16 protein-coding genes are annotated in these 17079 nt (G+C 70.3%); 4 read left to right on the top strand and 12 right to left on the bottom strand.

Annotated features, from left to right (window positions below; all coding sequences use genetic code 11):
* Window positions 1-654 precede the first annotated feature (654 nt).
* Complete coding sequence (locus tag ACH34R_RS43540; protein ID WP_397567507.1) at window positions 655-1056, top strand: hypothetical protein; 402 nt, start codon at window positions 655-657, stop codon at window positions 1054-1056.
* Window positions 1057-1317: 261 nt separating this feature from the next.
* Window positions 1318-1536 carry a hypothetical protein gene (locus ACH34R_RS43545; RefSeq protein WP_397567508.1) on the top strand — a complete coding sequence of 73 codons (219 nt, stop codon included), beginning with the start codon at window positions 1318-1320 and terminating at the stop codon, window positions 1534-1536.
* 23 nt (window positions 1537-1559) lie between these two features.
* On the opposite strand, the gene ACH34R_RS43550 is transcribed toward ACH34R_RS43545, so the two are convergent.
* From ACH34R_RS43550 to ACH34R_RS43585, 8 genes are all read right to left on the bottom strand, one after another.
* Window positions 1560-2714 carry an ABC transporter permease gene (locus tag ACH34R_RS43550; protein WP_397567510.1) on the bottom strand — a complete coding sequence of 385 codons (1155 nt, stop codon included), beginning with the start codon at window positions 2712-2714 and terminating at the stop codon, window positions 1560-1562.
* The gene (locus tag ACH34R_RS43555; protein ID WP_397567511.1) at window positions 2711-3604 is read right to left on the bottom strand and encodes an ABC transporter ATP-binding protein; all 894 of its coding nucleotides are present in this window, start codon (window positions 3602-3604) and stop codon (window positions 2711-2713) included. Before ACH34R_RS43555 ends, ACH34R_RS43550 begins: the two co-directional genes overlap by 4 nt.
* The gene (locus ACH34R_RS43560) at window positions 3597-3911 is read right to left on the bottom strand and encodes a winged helix-turn-helix domain-containing protein (protein WP_397567512.1); all 315 of its coding nucleotides are present in this window, start codon (window positions 3909-3911) and stop codon (window positions 3597-3599) included. Before ACH34R_RS43560 ends, ACH34R_RS43555 begins: the two co-directional genes overlap by 8 nt.
* Window positions 3908-4345, bottom strand: a complete 438-nt coding sequence (locus tag ACH34R_RS43565) for a hypothetical protein (RefSeq protein ID WP_397567513.1) — start codon at window positions 4343-4345, stop codon at window positions 3908-3910. The genes ACH34R_RS43560 and ACH34R_RS43565 overlap by 4 nt, the downstream gene beginning before the upstream one ends.
* 73 nt (window positions 4346-4418) lie before the next feature.
* Window positions 4419-5108 (bottom strand): antibiotic biosynthesis monooxygenase, encoded by a 690-nt coding sequence (locus ACH34R_RS43570; protein WP_397567514.1) that lies wholly within the window; start codon window positions 5106-5108, stop codon window positions 4419-4421.
* Window positions 5109-5130: 22 nt separating this feature from the next.
* On the bottom strand, window positions 5131-5820 hold the full coding sequence (locus ACH34R_RS43575; RefSeq protein WP_397567515.1) for a response regulator: 690 nt from the start codon (window positions 5818-5820) through the stop codon (window positions 5131-5133).
* A gap of 46 nt (window positions 5821-5866) precedes the next feature.
* The gene (locus ACH34R_RS43580) at window positions 5867-6550 is read right to left on the bottom strand and encodes a nitroreductase family protein (RefSeq protein WP_397567516.1); all 684 of its coding nucleotides are present in this window, start codon (window positions 6548-6550) and stop codon (window positions 5867-5869) included.
* A gap of 65 nt (window positions 6551-6615) precedes the next feature.
* Window positions 6616-7542 (bottom strand): MBL fold metallo-hydrolase, encoded by a 927-nt coding sequence (locus ACH34R_RS43585; RefSeq protein WP_397567518.1) that lies wholly within the window; start codon window positions 7540-7542, stop codon window positions 6616-6618.
* A 759-nt stretch (window positions 7543-8301) separates the two neighbouring features.
* Between ACH34R_RS43585 and ACH34R_RS43590 the strand changes: the two genes are divergently transcribed.
* On the top strand, window positions 8302-10041 hold the full coding sequence (locus ACH34R_RS43590; protein WP_397567519.1) for an ABC transporter ATP-binding protein: 1740 nt from the start codon (window positions 8302-8304) through the stop codon (window positions 10039-10041).
* On the opposite strand, the gene ACH34R_RS43595 is transcribed toward ACH34R_RS43590, so the two are convergent.
* Entirely contained in the window at window positions 10042-10758 is a 717-nt protein-coding gene (locus tag ACH34R_RS43595; protein WP_397567520.1) for a hypothetical protein, read from the bottom strand.
* A gap of 195 nt (window positions 10759-10953) precedes the next feature.
* Window positions 10954-12279, bottom strand: coding sequence for an MFS transporter (locus ACH34R_RS43600; protein WP_397567522.1), 1326 nt, complete (start codon window positions 12277-12279; stop codon window positions 10954-10956).
* Window positions 12280-12394: 115 nt separating this feature from the next.
* Here ACH34R_RS43600 and ACH34R_RS43605 point away from each other — a divergent pair, with 115 nt between their 5' ends.
* Complete coding sequence (locus ACH34R_RS43605; protein ID WP_397567523.1) at window positions 12395-13201, top strand: SAM-dependent methyltransferase; 807 nt, start codon at window positions 12395-12397, stop codon at window positions 13199-13201.
* Window positions 13202-13205: 4 nt separating this feature from the next.
* On the opposite strand, the gene ACH34R_RS43610 is transcribed toward ACH34R_RS43605, so the two are convergent.
* Complete coding sequence (locus tag ACH34R_RS43610) at window positions 13206-13838, bottom strand: SRPBCC family protein (protein ID WP_397567524.1); 633 nt, start codon at window positions 13836-13838, stop codon at window positions 13206-13208.
* Window positions 13839-13890: 52 nt separating this feature from the next.
* Window positions 13891-16965 carry an NACHT domain-containing protein gene (locus ACH34R_RS43615; protein WP_397567525.1) on the bottom strand — a complete coding sequence of 1025 codons (3075 nt, stop codon included), beginning with the start codon at window positions 16963-16965 and terminating at the stop codon, window positions 13891-13893.
* Window positions 16966-17079 lie beyond the last annotated feature (114 nt).

Consider the following 17079-nt stretch of genomic DNA (forward strand, 5'->3'; position numbering starts at 1 on the left):
CCGCCAGCGTTCGTCCTGAGCCAGGATCAAACTCTCCAAACAATGCTTGAAGAACCACTAATCCTGCGCGAGACACCCATCCGGCTAAACGGATGATGAACGGTGTCTCGTTCAAAGGAATCCACCATCTCACCAGCTAAGATGAGATGACGGGGTCATACATGTTGTACATGCACTGGCTTTTAGCACACTGTTGAGTTCTCAAGAAACGGGCGCGTACACCGTCGAACCAGACCAGCCGAACCGATCCAGCCCTTCGGGGCTTGAAGCCTATTCCTCATTTCGTCGCCCCGTCTCCAGGGCAACCCCTCTAACTTACCAGACTAACCGGACAAGTCCAAACTAACCCGGCGATCCGAAGTGAAAGGGTGCGATTTCGCCCGGTGCCGCCACCCTGGGTGGCGTCTCGCGCGTCTTCCGCGTAAAGAACTTTAGCAGCCCTCCGGCGGTGCCATGGACAACACGCGTAACCGGTGGACCATTCCCGCCTGCCCGGCGCCCTCAAACCCACCGGACCGCAACCCGCGCGCGACCCGGCCGACGCCCCGCTCTGCCGGTCGGCGTGCAAGCGCACACGCAACCGGACCGCAAGTCATCCGCAATCGGTCCCTAGTACCAAGTGAGCACGAGCTCTCCACCTGTGGAGGTACCACCATGACCCGCTCGGAGTTCGATGACATCCGCGCCCACCTCGCCGCGGAGGAGACCCGTGCCGGTGACCTCCTTCAGCTCGCCAGGACACTACTGGACGACCTTGAGCAGGTCAGCATGCGCGAGGCGACGCTGCGGGCCTATTACCTGCGGCTGCTGACCGCCGCGCGGGCCTCGGTCGCCGCCGACCTCGCCGGCGACGATGATCCGCTCACGTTCGTACGGGACGAGCTGGCCAAGCGCGGGCAACTCCCGGCGGACGGGGAGTCGGTCGGGCGCATCCTCGCCGACGCGCACACGGCCGCGGCCCTCGTCGCCGCGCTGGAAAGGGCACCGATGCGCACCCTCCGCCCCCACGGCCGCGGCCCCCGCTGCGCCGGCGTCAGCCGTACGACCCCCAGATAGGTCAACGTATCCAGCCTCCGGGCCGGCCGGCCCGGGGTTCAGGTAGACGTGTTCCAAGGAACCGGGCCCAGGTTAAGTGTCGGTTGCTCGACATAGAGGGAACGAGCAGCCCACCCCTGGCGCCCGGCTTCAGAAAAGCAGGGCCAGGTACCCGGCCCGAGGGTGGGGGTTGTCGGGATGGCGGGCATTTTGACGGGCGTAAGGTCATCGCCGCGATAGTGCCTGACCTGGGCTTGAATCCCCGGCTGGAACACTTGGCCCATGGGGCGGATGTGGCTGGACTGGGCTGCCATCGGGTTCGTCGGGGTGTTCGGGGTGCTGTGGACAGGGGTGGTGGTCTTCGCCGCCCTGGACACGCCCATGATGCTTCGCGTCGTCCAGGGCGGTTTCGGGGTCTTCCTTCTGATCTGGGTGGGGCTCAGGGCACTGAGGCTGGCCCGCCGGACCAGGGCCACCGCCCGGCACCGCCGTACCGCCTGACGGGCACGCCGGAACGCCCCCCGCTAGCGCAGTGCTTCGGTGAGGCGGATGCGGGCCCCGGTGCGCAGGACCGCGCGGCGGTAGATGCGGGCTCCCGCCGCGAGGACGGCGGCCACCGCGGCGAGCATCGCGACGGCCGCGACGGCGAGTTCCCAGAGCTGGACCTCTGTGGCGGCCATGCGGACCGGCATGACCATGGAGGAGAACGGCGGGACCAGGGACAGCACCCGGGCGAGCGGCCCGGTCGGTTCGGCGACGGCGTAGAAGGCGACCAGGTAGACCGCCATGAGGAGCGTGGTCAGCGGGGTGAGCACACCGCTGACCTCCTCCTGGCGGGACACCAGCGAACCGAAGGCCGCCGCCAGCACCGCGAAGAACGCGTACCCCAGCAGGAACCACACCACCGCTCCCGCCACGATGCCCGCCACGCCGTCGGGCAGGTCGGCCGTCAGCCCGGTCGCGACGCCCGCCGAGAGCCCGGCCACGATGACGACCCCCAGATTGACCAGGCCGAGCGCCCCAAGGCCGAGGATCTTGCCGGCCAGCAGTTGCCAGGGCCGGATCGAGGTGAGGATCAGTTCGACGATCCGGCTGCCCTTCTCCTCGACCACGCCCATGGCAACCGCGGTGACCGAGGACATGAGCAGGAAGAACAGCACGAAGACGATCAGCATCGCGAAGCCCGACCGCACCGAGGAGTCGCCGCGCAGCGGGCTGACCGATTGTTCGGTGAGCGGCGCGACCCGCATGGCCTCGGTGACCTTGGCGGGGTCGAGCCCGGCGGCGCGCAGTTGTTCCTGGGTCTTCACGCTGGTGTGCCCGGCCTGGAGGATGACGCCGAGGCGGCGGTCGACCGCGCCGTCGGCGAGGAGCGCGCGGCCGTCGAGCACGGCGGCGTCGATGTCCCCGGCCAGTAGCGCGGTGCGGGCCGCGGCCTCGTCAGGCAGCGGGGTGAAGGACAGATCGACCTGCTGGGCGGTGGCGGCCGTGGTGGCGGCGGCGCGCAGCGAGTCGGAGCCGACCAGGCCGACGTCGTAGGAGTCGTTGCCGGCGAACAGTTTGGGCAGCATGGCCAGCGCGGCGACGAGCACGGCGCTGACCGCGAGGCTGATCAGGAAGCCCTTGGTGCGCGCGCGTACGCTGATCTCGCGCCGCGCGACCAGCAGGATGTCGTTCACGCCACGGCCTCCCTGAAGATCTCGGTGAGCGTCGGTTGCTCCCAGCCGAAGTGTTCGACCGTGCCCGCGCTCATCGCGGCGCGCAGGATCGCCTGGTCGTCGGCTTCGGCGGCGCGGAGTACGTGGACGCCGTTCTGGTGGGTGATCTCGGCGGGCAGGCCGTCGGCCCATCCGGGCCCGGCGCCTCGCACCACGACCTTGAGCTGCCTGCGGCCTTCCCTGGCGCGGACCTCGTCCACCGGCCCGGCGGCCACCATCCGGCCGGCGGAGATGATGCCGACCGAGTCGCACATCCGTTCCACCAGGTCGAGCTGGTGGCTGGAGAAGATCACCGGTACGCCCGCGGCGCGGCGTTCGGCGAGCACGCCGGCCAGCGCGTCCACGGCGATGGGGTCCAGGCCGGAGAACGGCTCGTCGAGGATCAGCAGCGTGGGGTCGTGGACGAGCGCGACGGCGAGTTGTACCCGCTGCTGGTTGCCGAGGGACAGCGCCTCGATGGGGTCGCCGGCGCGCTCGGTGAGGCCGAGCCGTTCGAGCAGGTCGTGGGTGGCGGTCCGCGCCGCGGCCGGGGACATGCCGTGCAGCCTGCCGAAGTACTCGATCTGCTCGGCGACCCGCATCTTCTGGTACAGGCCGCGCTCTTCGGGCATGTAGCCGAAGCCGCGCCGGTCCTCGAAGGTCATCGGGCGGCCCTGCCACAGGACCTCTCCGGCGTCGGCTTCGAGCACGCCCATGACGATCCGCATGGTGGTGGTCTTTCCCGCGCCGTTGGCGCCGACGAAGCCGAACATCTCGCCGGGGCGGACGGCGAGGCCGACGCCGCGCAGCGCCTCCTTGTCGCCGTATCGCTTGTGCAGCGCGCGGGTCTCCAGCGCGGAGCGGTCAGGCACGGGTGGCCCCTTCCGTGATCTGCCGGAGTACGTCGGTGTAGCGCGCGAAGGCGGCCCGGCCCTGCTCGGTGAGCGAGAGCCAGGTCTTGGCGCGCTTGCCGACGAACGCCTTGTCGACGTTCACGTAACCGGCGTTTTCAAGAGTGACAATGTGCTTGGAGAGCAGGGAGTCGCTGACCTCGATGGTGTCGCGGAGGAAGCGGAAGTCGATCCGCTCCGCGCCGGACAGCGCCGCCATGATGGACAGGCGGACCGGGGCGTGGATGACCTCGTCCAGGTCGTGGCGCGGGTGCGTGGCGCCGCTCAACCTGTCACTTCCCGGTGGCGCAGCAGCCAGCCGCCCCAGATGGGCGGCGCGCCGGCGACGACCGCGGTCAGTACGGCCAGCGCGACCCATGGCGGGCCGGGCTCGTCGGGCATCAGGAAGACGGCGAACAGCGTGGCCGCCGCGCTGGTGAGCAGGAAGCCCGCGGTGATCGGCCACTGCAACCGCCAGACCGCCCGGCTGAAGACGCGCTGGCGGCAGACGTAGACCATCGAGCCGGCGACGAACAGCAGCCATCCCCAGCCGGCGATGCCGCGCAGCGTCTCACCGCCGAGCAGCATGGCCAGCCAGTAGATGACGGCCCCGATGCCCAGGGCGAACATCCAGCGGCCGGCCCATCGGCCGGAGCGGCGCACGCTCCCGCCGACCTGGTCGATCTCACGCAGCGCCTCCTCGGCGCTCAGCCTGCCGTTCACACGCACCTCCAAGCAGCATGTGTTCAACAAGCTAGCAAGTACTCAACTCTCGTTCAAGTACTCATCCGGGGCGCTAGCCGACGTACGGCGGCGCGACGCCCCACCCCCAGCGCGGCACGGGCGCCTGGCGGATCGGGTCGGCGTCCGGCTGGGAGTTGGTGACGGCCAGGCGGGTGCCCCACTCGATGTAGCCGAGGAAGGCCGCGCGGAACTCGGGGTCGGCGGGCAGGCCGACCTCGTCGGCGGCGTCCTGGAGGAGGGCGACCCAGCGGCGGCGCTGCGGCTCGCTGATCGCCTTGCCGAGGTGGTGGGCGAGCATCGCGACGTACCCGCCGCGCTCAGTGGTGTAGCGGTCGGGTCCGCCGAACACCTCTGAGAGCCACATCGCGACATAGCGCGGGTGCTCGGGGTGCATGTGCGCGAACAGCGGCCCGATCAGGTCGTCTTTGAGGACCTTGTCGTAGAACGCCGCGGTCAGCCGCTCGAACGCCGCGGCGCCGCCCGCCCACTGGTAGATCGTGGGCACCGAGCCGCCGGCGCCCCGGACGCGGGTGGGGGCGTAGCGGCTGCGCTCGGCGGCCAGTTCGGGCGCGGGGGGCTCGCCGGGCTCGTCCCAGGTGATTCGCAGCAGGTAGGCCCGTCCATCGCGGGCCAGTTCGTAGTCGGCGCAGCCGGGCGCGCCGGAAAGGTGCTCGGCGACCCGCTTCTCGAACTCCTCCGCCCGGTCCTCGGGCACCTGGTACCGCACGTATTCGATCGTCATGAACCCACCCTTAGTAAGGTAATCATGTAATCGCATCATTGCCGGGGACGAAACGATACCCCATGCCCGGCTCGGTGATCAGGTGAACGGGACGCGCCGGATCGGGCTCCAGCTTGCGGCGGAGCTGGGCCATGTACTGCCGCAGGTAGTTCGTCTCCTTGACGTACACCTCGCCCCAGACCTCCGCCAGCAGCGCGCGCTGGCCGACCAGCTTGCCGGGGTTGCGGACCAGCACCTCCAGCAGGTGCCACTCGGTGGGCGTGAGCCGTACGCCGCCGGAGACGGTCTTGCTCGCCAGGTCCACCACATGGGAGCCGATCCGGACCCGCGCGGGCTCCTCCTCCCCCTGCTGCGCGGTACGCCGGCTCACCGCGCGGATCCTGGCGAGCAGTTCGTCGATCGCGAACGGCTTGGTCACGTAGTCGTCGGCGCCCGCGTCCAGGGCCTCGACCTTGTCGTCACTGCCCGCGCGGCCGGACAGCACCACGATCGGCACGCTGGTCCAGCCGCGCAGGCCGTGGATGACCTCCACGCCGTCCATGTCGGGTAGCCCGAGGTCCAGCACCACGAGGTCGGGGTACCAGTCCGCGGCCTTCTGCAGCGCCGCGCCGCCGTCGGCGGCCACCGCGACCTCGTAGCGGCGGGCGGACAGGTTGATGCGCAGGGCGCGGAGCAACTGCGGCTCGTCGTCCACGACAAGGATCCGCGTCACGCGACCACGCCCCGGCTCGTCATGGTCTCAGGCTACGACCGGCCGCTCAGGTGGGTTCGTCCAGGTGGATCAGGGCCTGTGCGAGCGGCTTCCTGGCGAGGTCGGGCACCTCGACGTCCGGCGCCGGGTAGCCGACCGGGAAGAGGATGTAGGGCCGCTCGTTGGCGGGCCTGCCGCAGATCTCGGTCAGGAACGCCATCGGGTTGGGGGTGTGGGTGAGCGTGCACAGGCCCATGGAGTGCAGCGCGGTGATGAAAAGGCCGCAGGCGATGCCGACGCTCTCGTTGACGTAGTAGTGCTTGCGCTTGGAGCCGTCCGGGGCCACGCCGTACTTCTCCGCGAAGCAGACCACCAGCCATGGGGCGACCTCCAGGTAGCCCTTGTCGGAGCCGGTCTCCAGCGGGGCCAGCGCCTCGCGCCACTCGGCGGGCAGCCGGCCGCCCTCGTAGTTCTGGCGTTCCTCGATCTCGGCGGCCTCCTTGATCCGCTTCTTCGTCTCCTGGTCGCCGACCAGGACGAACTTCCACGGCTGCTGGTGCGCCCCGGAGGGCGCGGTGTTGGCCGCCCGCACGGCGATCTCGATGCACTCGCGCGGGACCGGTTCGGGGCTGAACGCCCGCACGCTCCTGCGTCCGTCGACCAGCTCGAAGAACTCGCGTCCGCGGGCGAGCATCTCCGCCGCGGGGTACCGGTCAGGCACGTAAGGGATGAACGGGAATGAATGCTCCATGAGTCCGTAGTCTCGACGGCTCCCGGCGACTCGGCAACGTCGGATTCGGGTCTCTCTCCCGGACCTCAGGCGTGACAGGCGATCGGACCGCCGTTGACGGTGACCATGTCGGGCCAGACGCCGGTCAGCGCGAGGGGTGAGCCCAGGGGGTTGCCGTCCAGCTCGTGGTAGGCCCGGTGCAGGTTGCCGACCAGCCGTTCGCGCTCCGTCCAGTCGGCGAACGGGCCGAGCTCGCGGGCCGCGGCGCGGGCCATGGTCAGCGGCGGCGCGCCGGTCTTGTGCCCGTACCTGGCCAGGCCGTCCACGAGGGCCGTGTATCCGACCAGGTCGTCGAGCACCCGGCGGATCTCATCGCCCCGGCAGATCGCGCCGTGCCCGGGGACCAGCACCAGTGGGTCCAGCTCGCGCAGCATGGCCAGCGCGCGCGGGTAGCCGGCCACGCTACCCTCCACCAGGAACGGCTGGCCACCGTTGATCACCAGGTCTCCGGCGAACGCCACGCGCTCTTCCGGCAGCCAGGCGATGACGTCGCCGCGGGTGTGCGCGGGCCCGGCGTGCAGCAGGTCGATCCGGCGCTCGCCGGCGTGCAGGGCCATCCGGGTCTCGAACGTCACCTCCGGCGGGCGCAGGCGCAGCTCGCCGTACGCGGGGCCGGTGAGGATCTCGGCCGCCACGAGCCCGGCGGCCAGGATGTCCGCACGGCAGTGGACGTGGCCGATGACCGGGGTGGCGGCGGGCAGCAGCCAGTTGCCGTAGGTGTGGTCGCCGTGGTGGTGGGTGTTGACCAGGGCGCGCGGCGGCCCCTCGCCCGCGACCTCGGCGACGCGCGCCAGCAGGGCCCGGTTGCGCGCCTCGGTACAGGTGGTGTCCACGAGCACGTGCCCGCCCGCGCCGTCCAGCACCAGGCCGGTGTTGTTGAGCATCCAGCTCCCGTCGGGCTGCACATAGGCGAACACGCCGTCGGCGACCTCGTGGAGTGCGGGTTCGGGCATCGTACGGCGCGGCGCCGGCTGCATTGTGCGGCCCCCAGGGGAAGTCGGATGCTGCGACGATAGCCAACCGCGGTCAGAAGGTCATGCCATTCCCGGGAATATCCCTTGGAGGATCGACCTTCGCGCTTTTCGGCCGCTCAGCGCGGGTCCGATCAACCCGCGGTGACCGGCCCGGTGCGAAGAGGCAGCGAATGCGCCCCCACCTACTCATGAGTAATGCCCGGTCAGGTCTTTACGTGGGCCGCGTTTGGCGGCAATGCACTATGACATGAGCGGACGAAGCTTTCATAGCCCTTGAAAGTACCGCACGTCTAGATTTATCCGAACAAACCTGCAAAAAATCCACGAATCAAGCAAGACCGCTCGTTTGCGTAATTGTCCGACTACGGCTGGTAATGTCGCTTTCGCAAGTCCAGGAAAAGGACAGGCGAAGGGGGAAATCCAAATGATTGCTCAGGTCTTCCCGACCCACTGGGGCGGCGGCTGTGGCGGCGGCTGGGGCGGAGGCTGTGGTGGTGGCTGCCATCGGCGCCGCTGGCGCTGCCACCTCGTCTGCTGCCGCCGTCGGCGCCGCTGCTGCGGCCGCGGCTGGCGGGGCTGGTGGTAACAAGGTCAGGGGGAGGCCGACGGCTCGCCCGTCGGCCTTCCCCCTCCCCACTCGACGAGGCCGCCACGGAGCCCGAGGCGGCCTTTTCCACGCCCCGCGACGGGGAGGGGCGGGCGCGCGGCGCGCCGGGGGAAGAGACGCCGCTGGCCCCGATGGTCTCCATCAGGCAGACGATAAGGAGGTTCTGGCCCTACACCCGCGGTCTGCGCAGGTGGATCGTGCTCGGGATCGGGTGCGCGGCCGTGGCCGCGGGCTGCGAGGTCGCGGCCATCTCGCTGTTCGGCGCCATCACCGACCAGGTGCTGGCCAGGGGGCACCTGGACGCGTTCTGGGCGCCCGCGACCGGCTGGCTCGCTCTCGCCCTGGTCGGCGCGGTGCTGTCCTTCAGCGGGGCCTACGCGACCGCGTTCGGCGGAGAGCGCTTCCTGTACCGGCTGCGCGACCGTTTGTTCCGGCATATGCAGACGTTGACACCCGACTACTACGACAACCGCCGGCTCGGCGACCAGATGGCCAGGCTGACCAACGACATCGAGGCCATCGAGGAACTGCTGGCCTCCGGGGTGGTCCGGCTGTTCACCACGGCGGTGAGCGTCGTGTTCTTCGCCGGGGCGGCCCTGGTCCTGCGGTGGGACCTGGCGCTGGTGACGCTCGCGCTGGTACCGGCCTTCCTCGGGGTCTCCAAGCTGTTCGCGGGCCGGTTCCGCGTCGCCGCGGCCCGCGAACGGCGGGCCAACGGGGAGATGAACAGCGTCATCGAGGAGAGCCTGGCCAACCAGTCACTGGTCCAGGCCTACAACCGTCAGGAGAACGAGGCGGCCCGGCTGAACCGGCAGGGCCGCAGGTGGATGCTGGCCAACCTGGCGCAGGCCAGGCTGTCCGCGCTGTACGGGCCGGTCGTGCAGGTCATCGAGACGCTGTGCGTGCTGGTCGTGATCGGCGTGGGGGCCTGGGAGATCGCGGCCGGGCGGCTCACCATCGGCGGGCTGCTGGCGTTCGCCGCCTACCTCGCGTACCTGTACCCGGCGGTGCAGAGCCTGGGCGAGCTGGCGCTCACGGTCTCGGAGGCCGCGGCGGGGTCGGACCGGGTGATGGAGGTGCTGCGCACCAGCCCGGACGTCGCGGACCCGGGCGCGCCGGGCGAGCCGGAGCCGCACGCCGAGCCGATCACCGCGGTACCGCCCGCACCGGCCACGTCGCCGGCCAGGGGACGCGGGGAGATCGCGTTCGAGAACGTCGGATTCACCTATCCGAACAGGAAGCGGGCCACGCTGACCGGCCTGTCGTTCGCCGCGGGCCCCGGTGACCTCATCCTGTGCACCGGGCCGAGCGGAGCCGGCAAGTCCACCGTCGCCAAGCTGCTGCTGCGGTTCTACGACGCCACCACGGGGCGCATCACGCTGGACGGCCGGGACATCCGCGAGCTGCCGAGCCGGATGGTGCGCGACAACATCACCATCCTGCAACAGGAGAACCTGCTGTTCTCCGGCACCGTGCGGGACAACATCGCGTTCGGACGGCCGGGGTGCGAGCTGGACGAGATCGTCCAGGCGGCCATCCTGGCGGACGTGCACGACTTCATCGGCACGCTGCCGGAGAAGTACGACACGCCGATCGGCGAGCGCGGCCGGCTGCTGTCCGGAGGGCAGCGCCAGCGGATCGCCATCGCCAGGGCGATCCTGCGGGACGCGCCGGTGCTCATCCTGGACGAGCCGATGACCGGGCTGGACTCGGCCACCGCCGCGCGGATCATGGAGCCGCTCGGCCGGCTCATGGCCGGCCGGACGACGATCTTCATCACCCATGACCCGCGCCTCGTTCCGGGGGCGGCGCGTGAGGTGGTACTGCCGCCCGGCGTGGACGAGGAGGCGGTGGTACCGGTGCCCAAGTGATCAGTCGCGCGGGCCGTTCTTGTGCCCGTTGCCGTTCCCGTTCCCGTTCCCGTTCTTCCAGCCGTCGGGGCCCGGACCGTTCTTCCACTTGCGCGGACGGTCCGGGTCGCCGGGCTTCTTGCAGACGAACCACACGCTGCCGCACTTCATCTTGGACAGGATGTGCCTGCGGACGAGGAGCGTGGTACTCAGGCGGGAGATCAGCCGGACCCGGCGTACCAGGGTGTGGTCGTCGACCTCGACCTTCACGCAGCGCAGCCAGATGTCCCTGACACCCAGCCTGGCGTCGAACGGCACGCCCTCGGTGTCGTGGCCGTAACCGTCGTCGTCCAGGCCGATGCCCAGCTCGCGGCTCCCCCGCCGCGAGCCCACGGCGTTGATGGCGTCGGAGGCGACCGTGGCGTGCGTGGACGGGCTTGGGCAGCGGACCTCGACCCGCAGGTCGGAGTCGCGGCGCGGCGCCCAGGGCCGCACCCGGAGCGCGGTGACCCGGCTGTTCCTGACGGGGTCGATCCGCCCGTCGGCGTCAGGGTCACGGCCCTGGCCCGAGTCGTCGTCGTCATTGTCGGGCATCGGGTAGGACCGGGCCACGGCGGTACGCCAGCCGTCGTCCGCCGGGGCGGCCTCGAAGGCGAGCGCCTCGGCGAGCGCGCCGGGCATGATGACGGGGCCGGCGAGGGCCGCCGCCAGAATTCCTGCTCCTGCGGTCAAGCGCATTCTTTTCTCCTCCTGCCGGGCGGCAGCCCGGATGTTCGGCAAACTGCCGTCGCGATGACGGCGCGGAGGGTTTCGTGCGCGGCTGTGACCCATGCCCGACCTGTAATTGATCAGACCAGCCGTCCCAGTATGCCGATGACATCGGGCGGACCCGGGGGAACGCCACGCCGTTTCCCCGGATACCGCTCGGCGGTTTCAGGAGGTCAGGGCGGCCTCTCTGGCCAGGTCGGCCTCGGGGCGGGGGCGTACGCGACGCCGTACGGCCAGCCCGAACGCGACCACCGCCAGCCCGAACGCGGCCGAGAGCACGAACGGCCCGGCGGGCCGCCAGATGTCGTAGAGGACGCCGCCCAGCGCGGAGACGATCATGATGCCCACCGCCCCGCAGAGCGTGTGCACGCCGAACGCCGAGCCGCGCACGTCGGCCGGGGCCTGCTGGGCGAGCAGCGGGCCCGCGGTGGTGATGCCAGCGATCTCGCCGATGCCGATGAGCACCGCGACGACCATCATCCCCGCGCCGAGCGGGTCGTCGATGAGCAGCGTGGACAGGTACGCGAGGGCGGCGACGGTCTGGGCGAGGATGACCAGGTTCTCCCGCCGCATCCGGTCGCCCAGCCAGCCGAACAGCGGCGCGCCCAGCAGCGCCACGGTCTGCGAGACGCCGACCACCGCGCCCGCCCTGGCCAGGGCCTCCGCGCTGGACATGCCGCCCTGGCGGGTGGCGTGGTCCACGATCCACAGCGTCATGAAGCCGACGACCACGGCGAGGTCGGCCCTGGCGACGAACGAGGCCGCGTAGGACAGCGCGACGCCCGGGTCTCTGGCGAGCGCGACGCCCTCACGGACCAGGCGCGGCAGCGGGGTGTGCCCGGCGGTGCGGCTGACGGGGGCCCGGGAGAGGGTCCGCCACAGCAGCGCGGCGACGGCCAGGACGCAGGCCGCGATCATCAGGAAGGCCAGCCGGGCGGCGGTGACCGGGTCGTGGCCCACGGACTCCAGGGTCTGCGGGAGCCGTACCATGACCAGCACCGCGACCACCGCGCCGAGCCCGCCGAAGAACCCGGTCAGGCCGTAGGACTTGCCGCGCGACCGGCTGCGGACGTAGTCGATCGCGACCGTGGAGAGCATCGCGTTGAGCGCGGCGACGCCGAGGCCGAAGATCACCCGCAGGGCGATCAGCACGGCGGTGTTCCCGGCGAAGGGGAACAGGGCGGTGCCGATCGCGGTCAGGGCGAATCCGGCGACCACGATCGGGCGGCGGCCGAACCGGTCGGCGAGCGCGCCGTACCAGGCCAGGCTGGCGATCATCGCCAGTTCGGCGGCGAAACCGAGCGCGCCGACCACCCTGCCCTGCGCTGATTCCGGCACGCCGAGAACGGCGCCGAGGATGTGCGGCTGGGTGGACGGAAGGAATGAGATGACCGCGGTGGAGGCCGTGGCCATGGATAACAGGGCCCACATGTTGCCCCGGGAAATGCCGTCCGCGAGCTGGGCGCCCAGCACGCGCGGGGGAACAGTCATGGATGGATCATGACATTTGGTGCAGCGCCCGGGCTAGTCCCCAATTCCCCCATATAGGTGGATTTAGCGTTTCAAGGTAAGATCCCGGGGATCTGGGTGGCTAGGGAGGCAGAGCGTGGATCCAAGGTTACTCGGGGTAGGATTCAACCCGAATATTCCCAATTCGGCACGAATGTATGACTACTTTCTGGGCGGCAAGAACAACCTGCCGGTGGACCGGGCCGCCGCCGAGATGGTGCTGAAATACGTGCCGGAAATCCCCATCGGCATCAGGGAGAACCGGGAGTTCCTCTGCCGGGCGGTGCGTTTCCTGGCCGGGCAGGGCGTCCATCAGTTCCTGGACATCGGCGCGGGCCTGCCGACGCAGCACAACGTACACCAGGTCGCCGCCGAGACGGTGCCGGACGCCCGGACGGTCTACGTGGACAACGACCCGCAGGTGCTCGTCCACGCCAGGGCCCTGCTCCAGGACAGCCCCAACGTGATCGTCGCCGCGGGCGACGTGCGCCGCCCCGGGGAGATCCTGCACGACCCGGCCGTGCGCGCGCACCTGGACTTCGACCGGCCGATCGCGGTACTGCTGCTCGCCATCCTGCACTTCATCCCGGACGGCGACGACCCGGCGGGCATCGTCCGCACGCTGCGCGCGGCCGTCGCCCCGGGCAGCTTCCTGGCGCTGTCGCACGTCGTGGTGGACGAGCGCCCGGAGGCCGCCGCGCCGGTCGAACGGATCTACCAGAACGCCTCCACGCCCTTCGTCGGGCGGCTGTCCAGCGAGGTCGAGCCGTTCTTCGCGGGCCTGGACCTGGTCGAGCCGGGCCTGGTCAACCTGCACGAGTGGCGGTCGGACGCCCAGGTCATCGACCCGTTGCTGGAGAAGTCCAAGCCCTACTTCCTGTGCGGCTTGGGGAAGGTCCGCTGACCCGTTATTCGGTGGCCGTGTAGAACCCGGCGGTGCGCTCGGCCGCGGCCCGGGCCGCCTCGGGCTCGGCACCGGCGGCGACGCTCGCCTCACGCCACCGATCGGCGCTCAGCTCCACGAACCGCCGGTACTCCGCCGTCTTCGTCCACTCGGTGTTCATCTCCGGCGGCACCTCTGCACCGGTGGAGATGTGCATCGCCAGGCCCAGCAGCCCGAGATCCCAGCCGACGCCGGTGGCGCCCGGGCCGTACTGCTCCCACAGGTCATCGCTCACATGCGCGACATGCTCCAGCTCCAGCCGCGCCCCACCCTCGTGCCCGGGCGACAGCCTCACCTCGATCCAGCTCACCTGCCCACCGAACTCCCACGTGGCGGCGAACCCCTTCGGCGGATCACACCGCTCGATCACCCCACCCGCATTCCCTTCGAGCTGGTAACGCCCGCGCAACCGCAGCTCCCCGCTGATCGGCATGAACCAACGCGGAATCCGCTCGGCATTCGTGCAGGCGTCCCACAGGTCTTCGACGGTGGTGTCGTACGTCTGACTAATGGTCTGAACCCGCGCCTCCCCGGCTTCCAGCACCCGCGTACCGAGGCTGCGCCGGACGGCGTTGATCTGGTGTGTCACATCGATCATGTGTGCGAGAGTATCAGAGTCCGCTTATATAAGTAAGGGCTTTAGATATCGATTACTCCAGCTCCGGCCGCTCACTTCCCTCCGGAACGTTCAGGTCACGCAGCCACTCACGAATCAACCGCTCCTCCTTGCCGGAGAACCGCATCATGTGAAGGTGCGTCAGTCCGTGCATCCTCGTTCGCAGCCCGAGCGAGACCCGGTCGGCATCGGCGGCCATCTGCCGCAGGACGAGACTTAGCATGGCCAGCTCCAGCGCGACAGCGGGCTGAGGCACGTGCGCCAAGCACCTCGCGTACGCCGCTTCGAGCGCGTCCGCGCGGTACGGGTCTCCGGAGACCGTCCAGAGAGTGATCAGCGCGTGGGCGAGCGATTCGGTTTCGCTTCCGTGGACAGCGCCGAATCCCGTGGTGAACATGTCACCGGGCCGTGTGGCCGTGAACGGTTCGAGGGCATGCCAGGCCACGTCGCCGCCCAAGTCGCAGGCGAAGTGGTTCTCCCGGCGCAGCTCCTCGCCGTCGAAGAGCTGCCAACCGCCGCCGGGCGGGAAGGCGTAGGTCCAGGACGGATCCGGCATCAGAGCCATCCCCATTCCCAGACCGATCACGACCTCCCGCTCGTCCTCATGCCAGGTCCGTTCCAGCCGCAGCGTCGCCACCAGGCCCTGCCAGCCCTCGAAGCCGAACTGCGACTTCCACAACAACGCATGCCGCCGCCACTCCGCCACCGGATGGCACGCTTCAGGGAACAGCTCCCGTCCCGTGACCGGGCCGCCGACCAGGACCGCCAGGAGCAGCAGGTTCGCCGAGTAGGCCGCGTGCCTGGCCGGGACCGGTAGATCGGCCGGGGCGTAGTCGTGACCGGTGGATCCGGCCCACGGACGGAGTGCGCTGTGGAAGGAGATGAGCAGCAGTTCGCGCAGCGCCGTACGGGTGCCCTTGGGCAGCCCGGCGATCAGCAGGGTGAGGAACATGATGATCTGGCCGCGCTTGGTCAGCGGCTCGAAGGACAGCACCGCCTGGAGAAAGCCATGGTCCACGCGCTGCCGCCACCTGCTCGCGCCCGCCGCCGCGCCGAGCTCTTCGAGTTCGCGTACCAGCAGGCGGGCGGTGAGGTACTCGCCGAAGGTGGCGTGCAGGAACTCGCAGGTGATCAGCCGAACGTCGGCCTGTACGGCCTGCGCCTTGTGCACGAAGAAGAACCGGCCGATGGCCGCCTGCGCCGGTGTGACAGGGCGCCGGAAATCCGAGCCCGGACGGCGGGCCGGAGCAAGGCCGAGCAGCGCGCCGAGGTCGGCGTCGATCTCCTCTTCACTCGCCCACAGCCGCCCCCGGTTGAACATCGCCAGCGCGACCACTGAGAGGCGATGCAACTCCTCCTCCGCGGTGAGGTCGTGGCCGGGGATCTTGCCTGCTTCCCGCTCGGCGAAGCGGACCAGGATGCGCTCGTAGAGTTCGGCCTGGTCGAGCCCGGCGTCGTCGCGTTGGAGCGCGTTGTCGGCGGCGTCGTAGACGGCGAGCATGAACAGCAGCAGCGGCTGGCCGGCGAGTTCGGGGTGCCGCAGGGCGACCTCGGCCGGGAGCGGGCGCAGCCTCCGGGCGGCCACCCGTGGGGCGTTGACCTTGTTCCACACCTCCAGCCAACTGCGCACCTGATCGTCGTCGAACGGCTCCAGCCGTACCGCGACCGCCCCCACCAGCGGGATGCGGGCGCGGTCGGCGACCGCCGTGCGCGTGGTGACCATGACCGCGACCGGGCGGCCCTGGTCGGCTTCGCGCTCCTGGAAGTGGACGACATGCTCCAGGTAGTCGGTTTGGCTGGCGCCGGTGGCCTGCAGCAGTTCGTCGAACCCGTCGAGCAGCACGACCGGCAGCGCGTCTCCTGCGGCGCGGGACACGGCGGGCCAGGTCAGCGTCTCGCCGGTGGCGTCCCTGATCGCGTACTCGATCTGGGACTGCAGGTCGGTGTCGGCCGGGACCTCGCGCAGCACGACCCGTACCACCATGAAGTCGCTGGGCGGCAGGCGCGCGGACAGCACCTTGGTCAGCAGCGACTTGCCCGACCCCGGCAGGCCGAGCACGATCAGCGGGCACATGACGGCGGTCGTGGAGGTCAGGTGCCCGATGAGGAAGTCCTGGAGGCTGTCCCGGACGGGATGGTCGCGCCACCAGCTCTCCTCGTCCACCGGATCGCCCCGGCTCACCCCGGCGGCGCGGTAGCGGGGGTCGATGTAGGCGTCCCCGGCCGAGGGGACGGCGAAGCCATCGGCGGCCTCGTCGGAGGGGACCATGGGCCGCGTCAGGACACTTTGGTATCGCTGGGCGAGGGCCTGCCGCCGCTCGCCGGGTGGCCGTCCGTCCGCGACGCTCGCGAGCACCCCGCCGAGTCGGGCCAGCCCGGCCCGCGTGTCGCGGACCTCCTGCTGGATCGCGGCGCGCTCGGCCCGCGCGGTCCAGAAGGCCACCTCGGGGAACTCCGTGGCCAGGCGCAGGAACAGGTCCTCGTAACGCTGGACGGCGAGTTCCGGGACGGTGCTGGTCATGACCTGTTCGAACTCGGGGCCGATGGCGTCGGCCCGGCCGTGCAGCTCGGCCAGCTCGCGGAGGAAGTAGGTGATCTGCACGCCCTCGTGCTGGTAATACTGGAGCAGGCCGGGAAATCCGGGATTGGGCCCCTCGCCCAGTGACAACCCGAACTTGTGCACGCTGACCAGCATCGGGACCAGCTCGCCGAGACGGGCCGCGGGCAGCGAACTCCGGGTGACGAAGCCGACCTGAAGCGCCCGGTCCATCCGCAACTCGTCTGCCGTGAAGGGCAGTTCCACTCCGGACTCGGCGACGGCCTCAAAGAACGCGGTCAGCATGATGATCATCCGGGCCGCCTCAAGGCGCTCGGTGCGATCGTAGCGGCGCAGTCCGCACAGCCGATCGCCCAGGCCGGACAGCAGCTCGCCGCAGAGCCTGGCGAGTTCGCCCTTGGCGTCGAACAGGCTCAGCGCGAACTCCACGCCCGTGCCGGTGCCCGTCAGCAGCAGCCCGCCGGTCAGCCGGTCGAGCGCGGCGACGGCCCTGTGCTCCGGGCCGCCGCCGAGCAGGCGGGCGGCGTCGCCGTAGGAGAGTGATCGCGCCATGGGTCAGCCTGTTCTCGGTGGGTCTCCCCAGAAGACCGGGGGGCCGCTCGCCTGCGGCGGCGGTGGGGGCGGGAACGGTGGGGGCGGCGGAGGTGGCGGTGGAGGGGGTTGGGT

Source organism: Spongiactinospora sp. 9N601 (assembly GCF_044326295.1).
In the GTDB taxonomy this organism is placed as follows: domain Bacteria; phylum Actinomycetota; class Actinomycetes; order Streptosporangiales; family Streptosporangiaceae; genus Spongiactinospora; species Spongiactinospora gelatinilytica.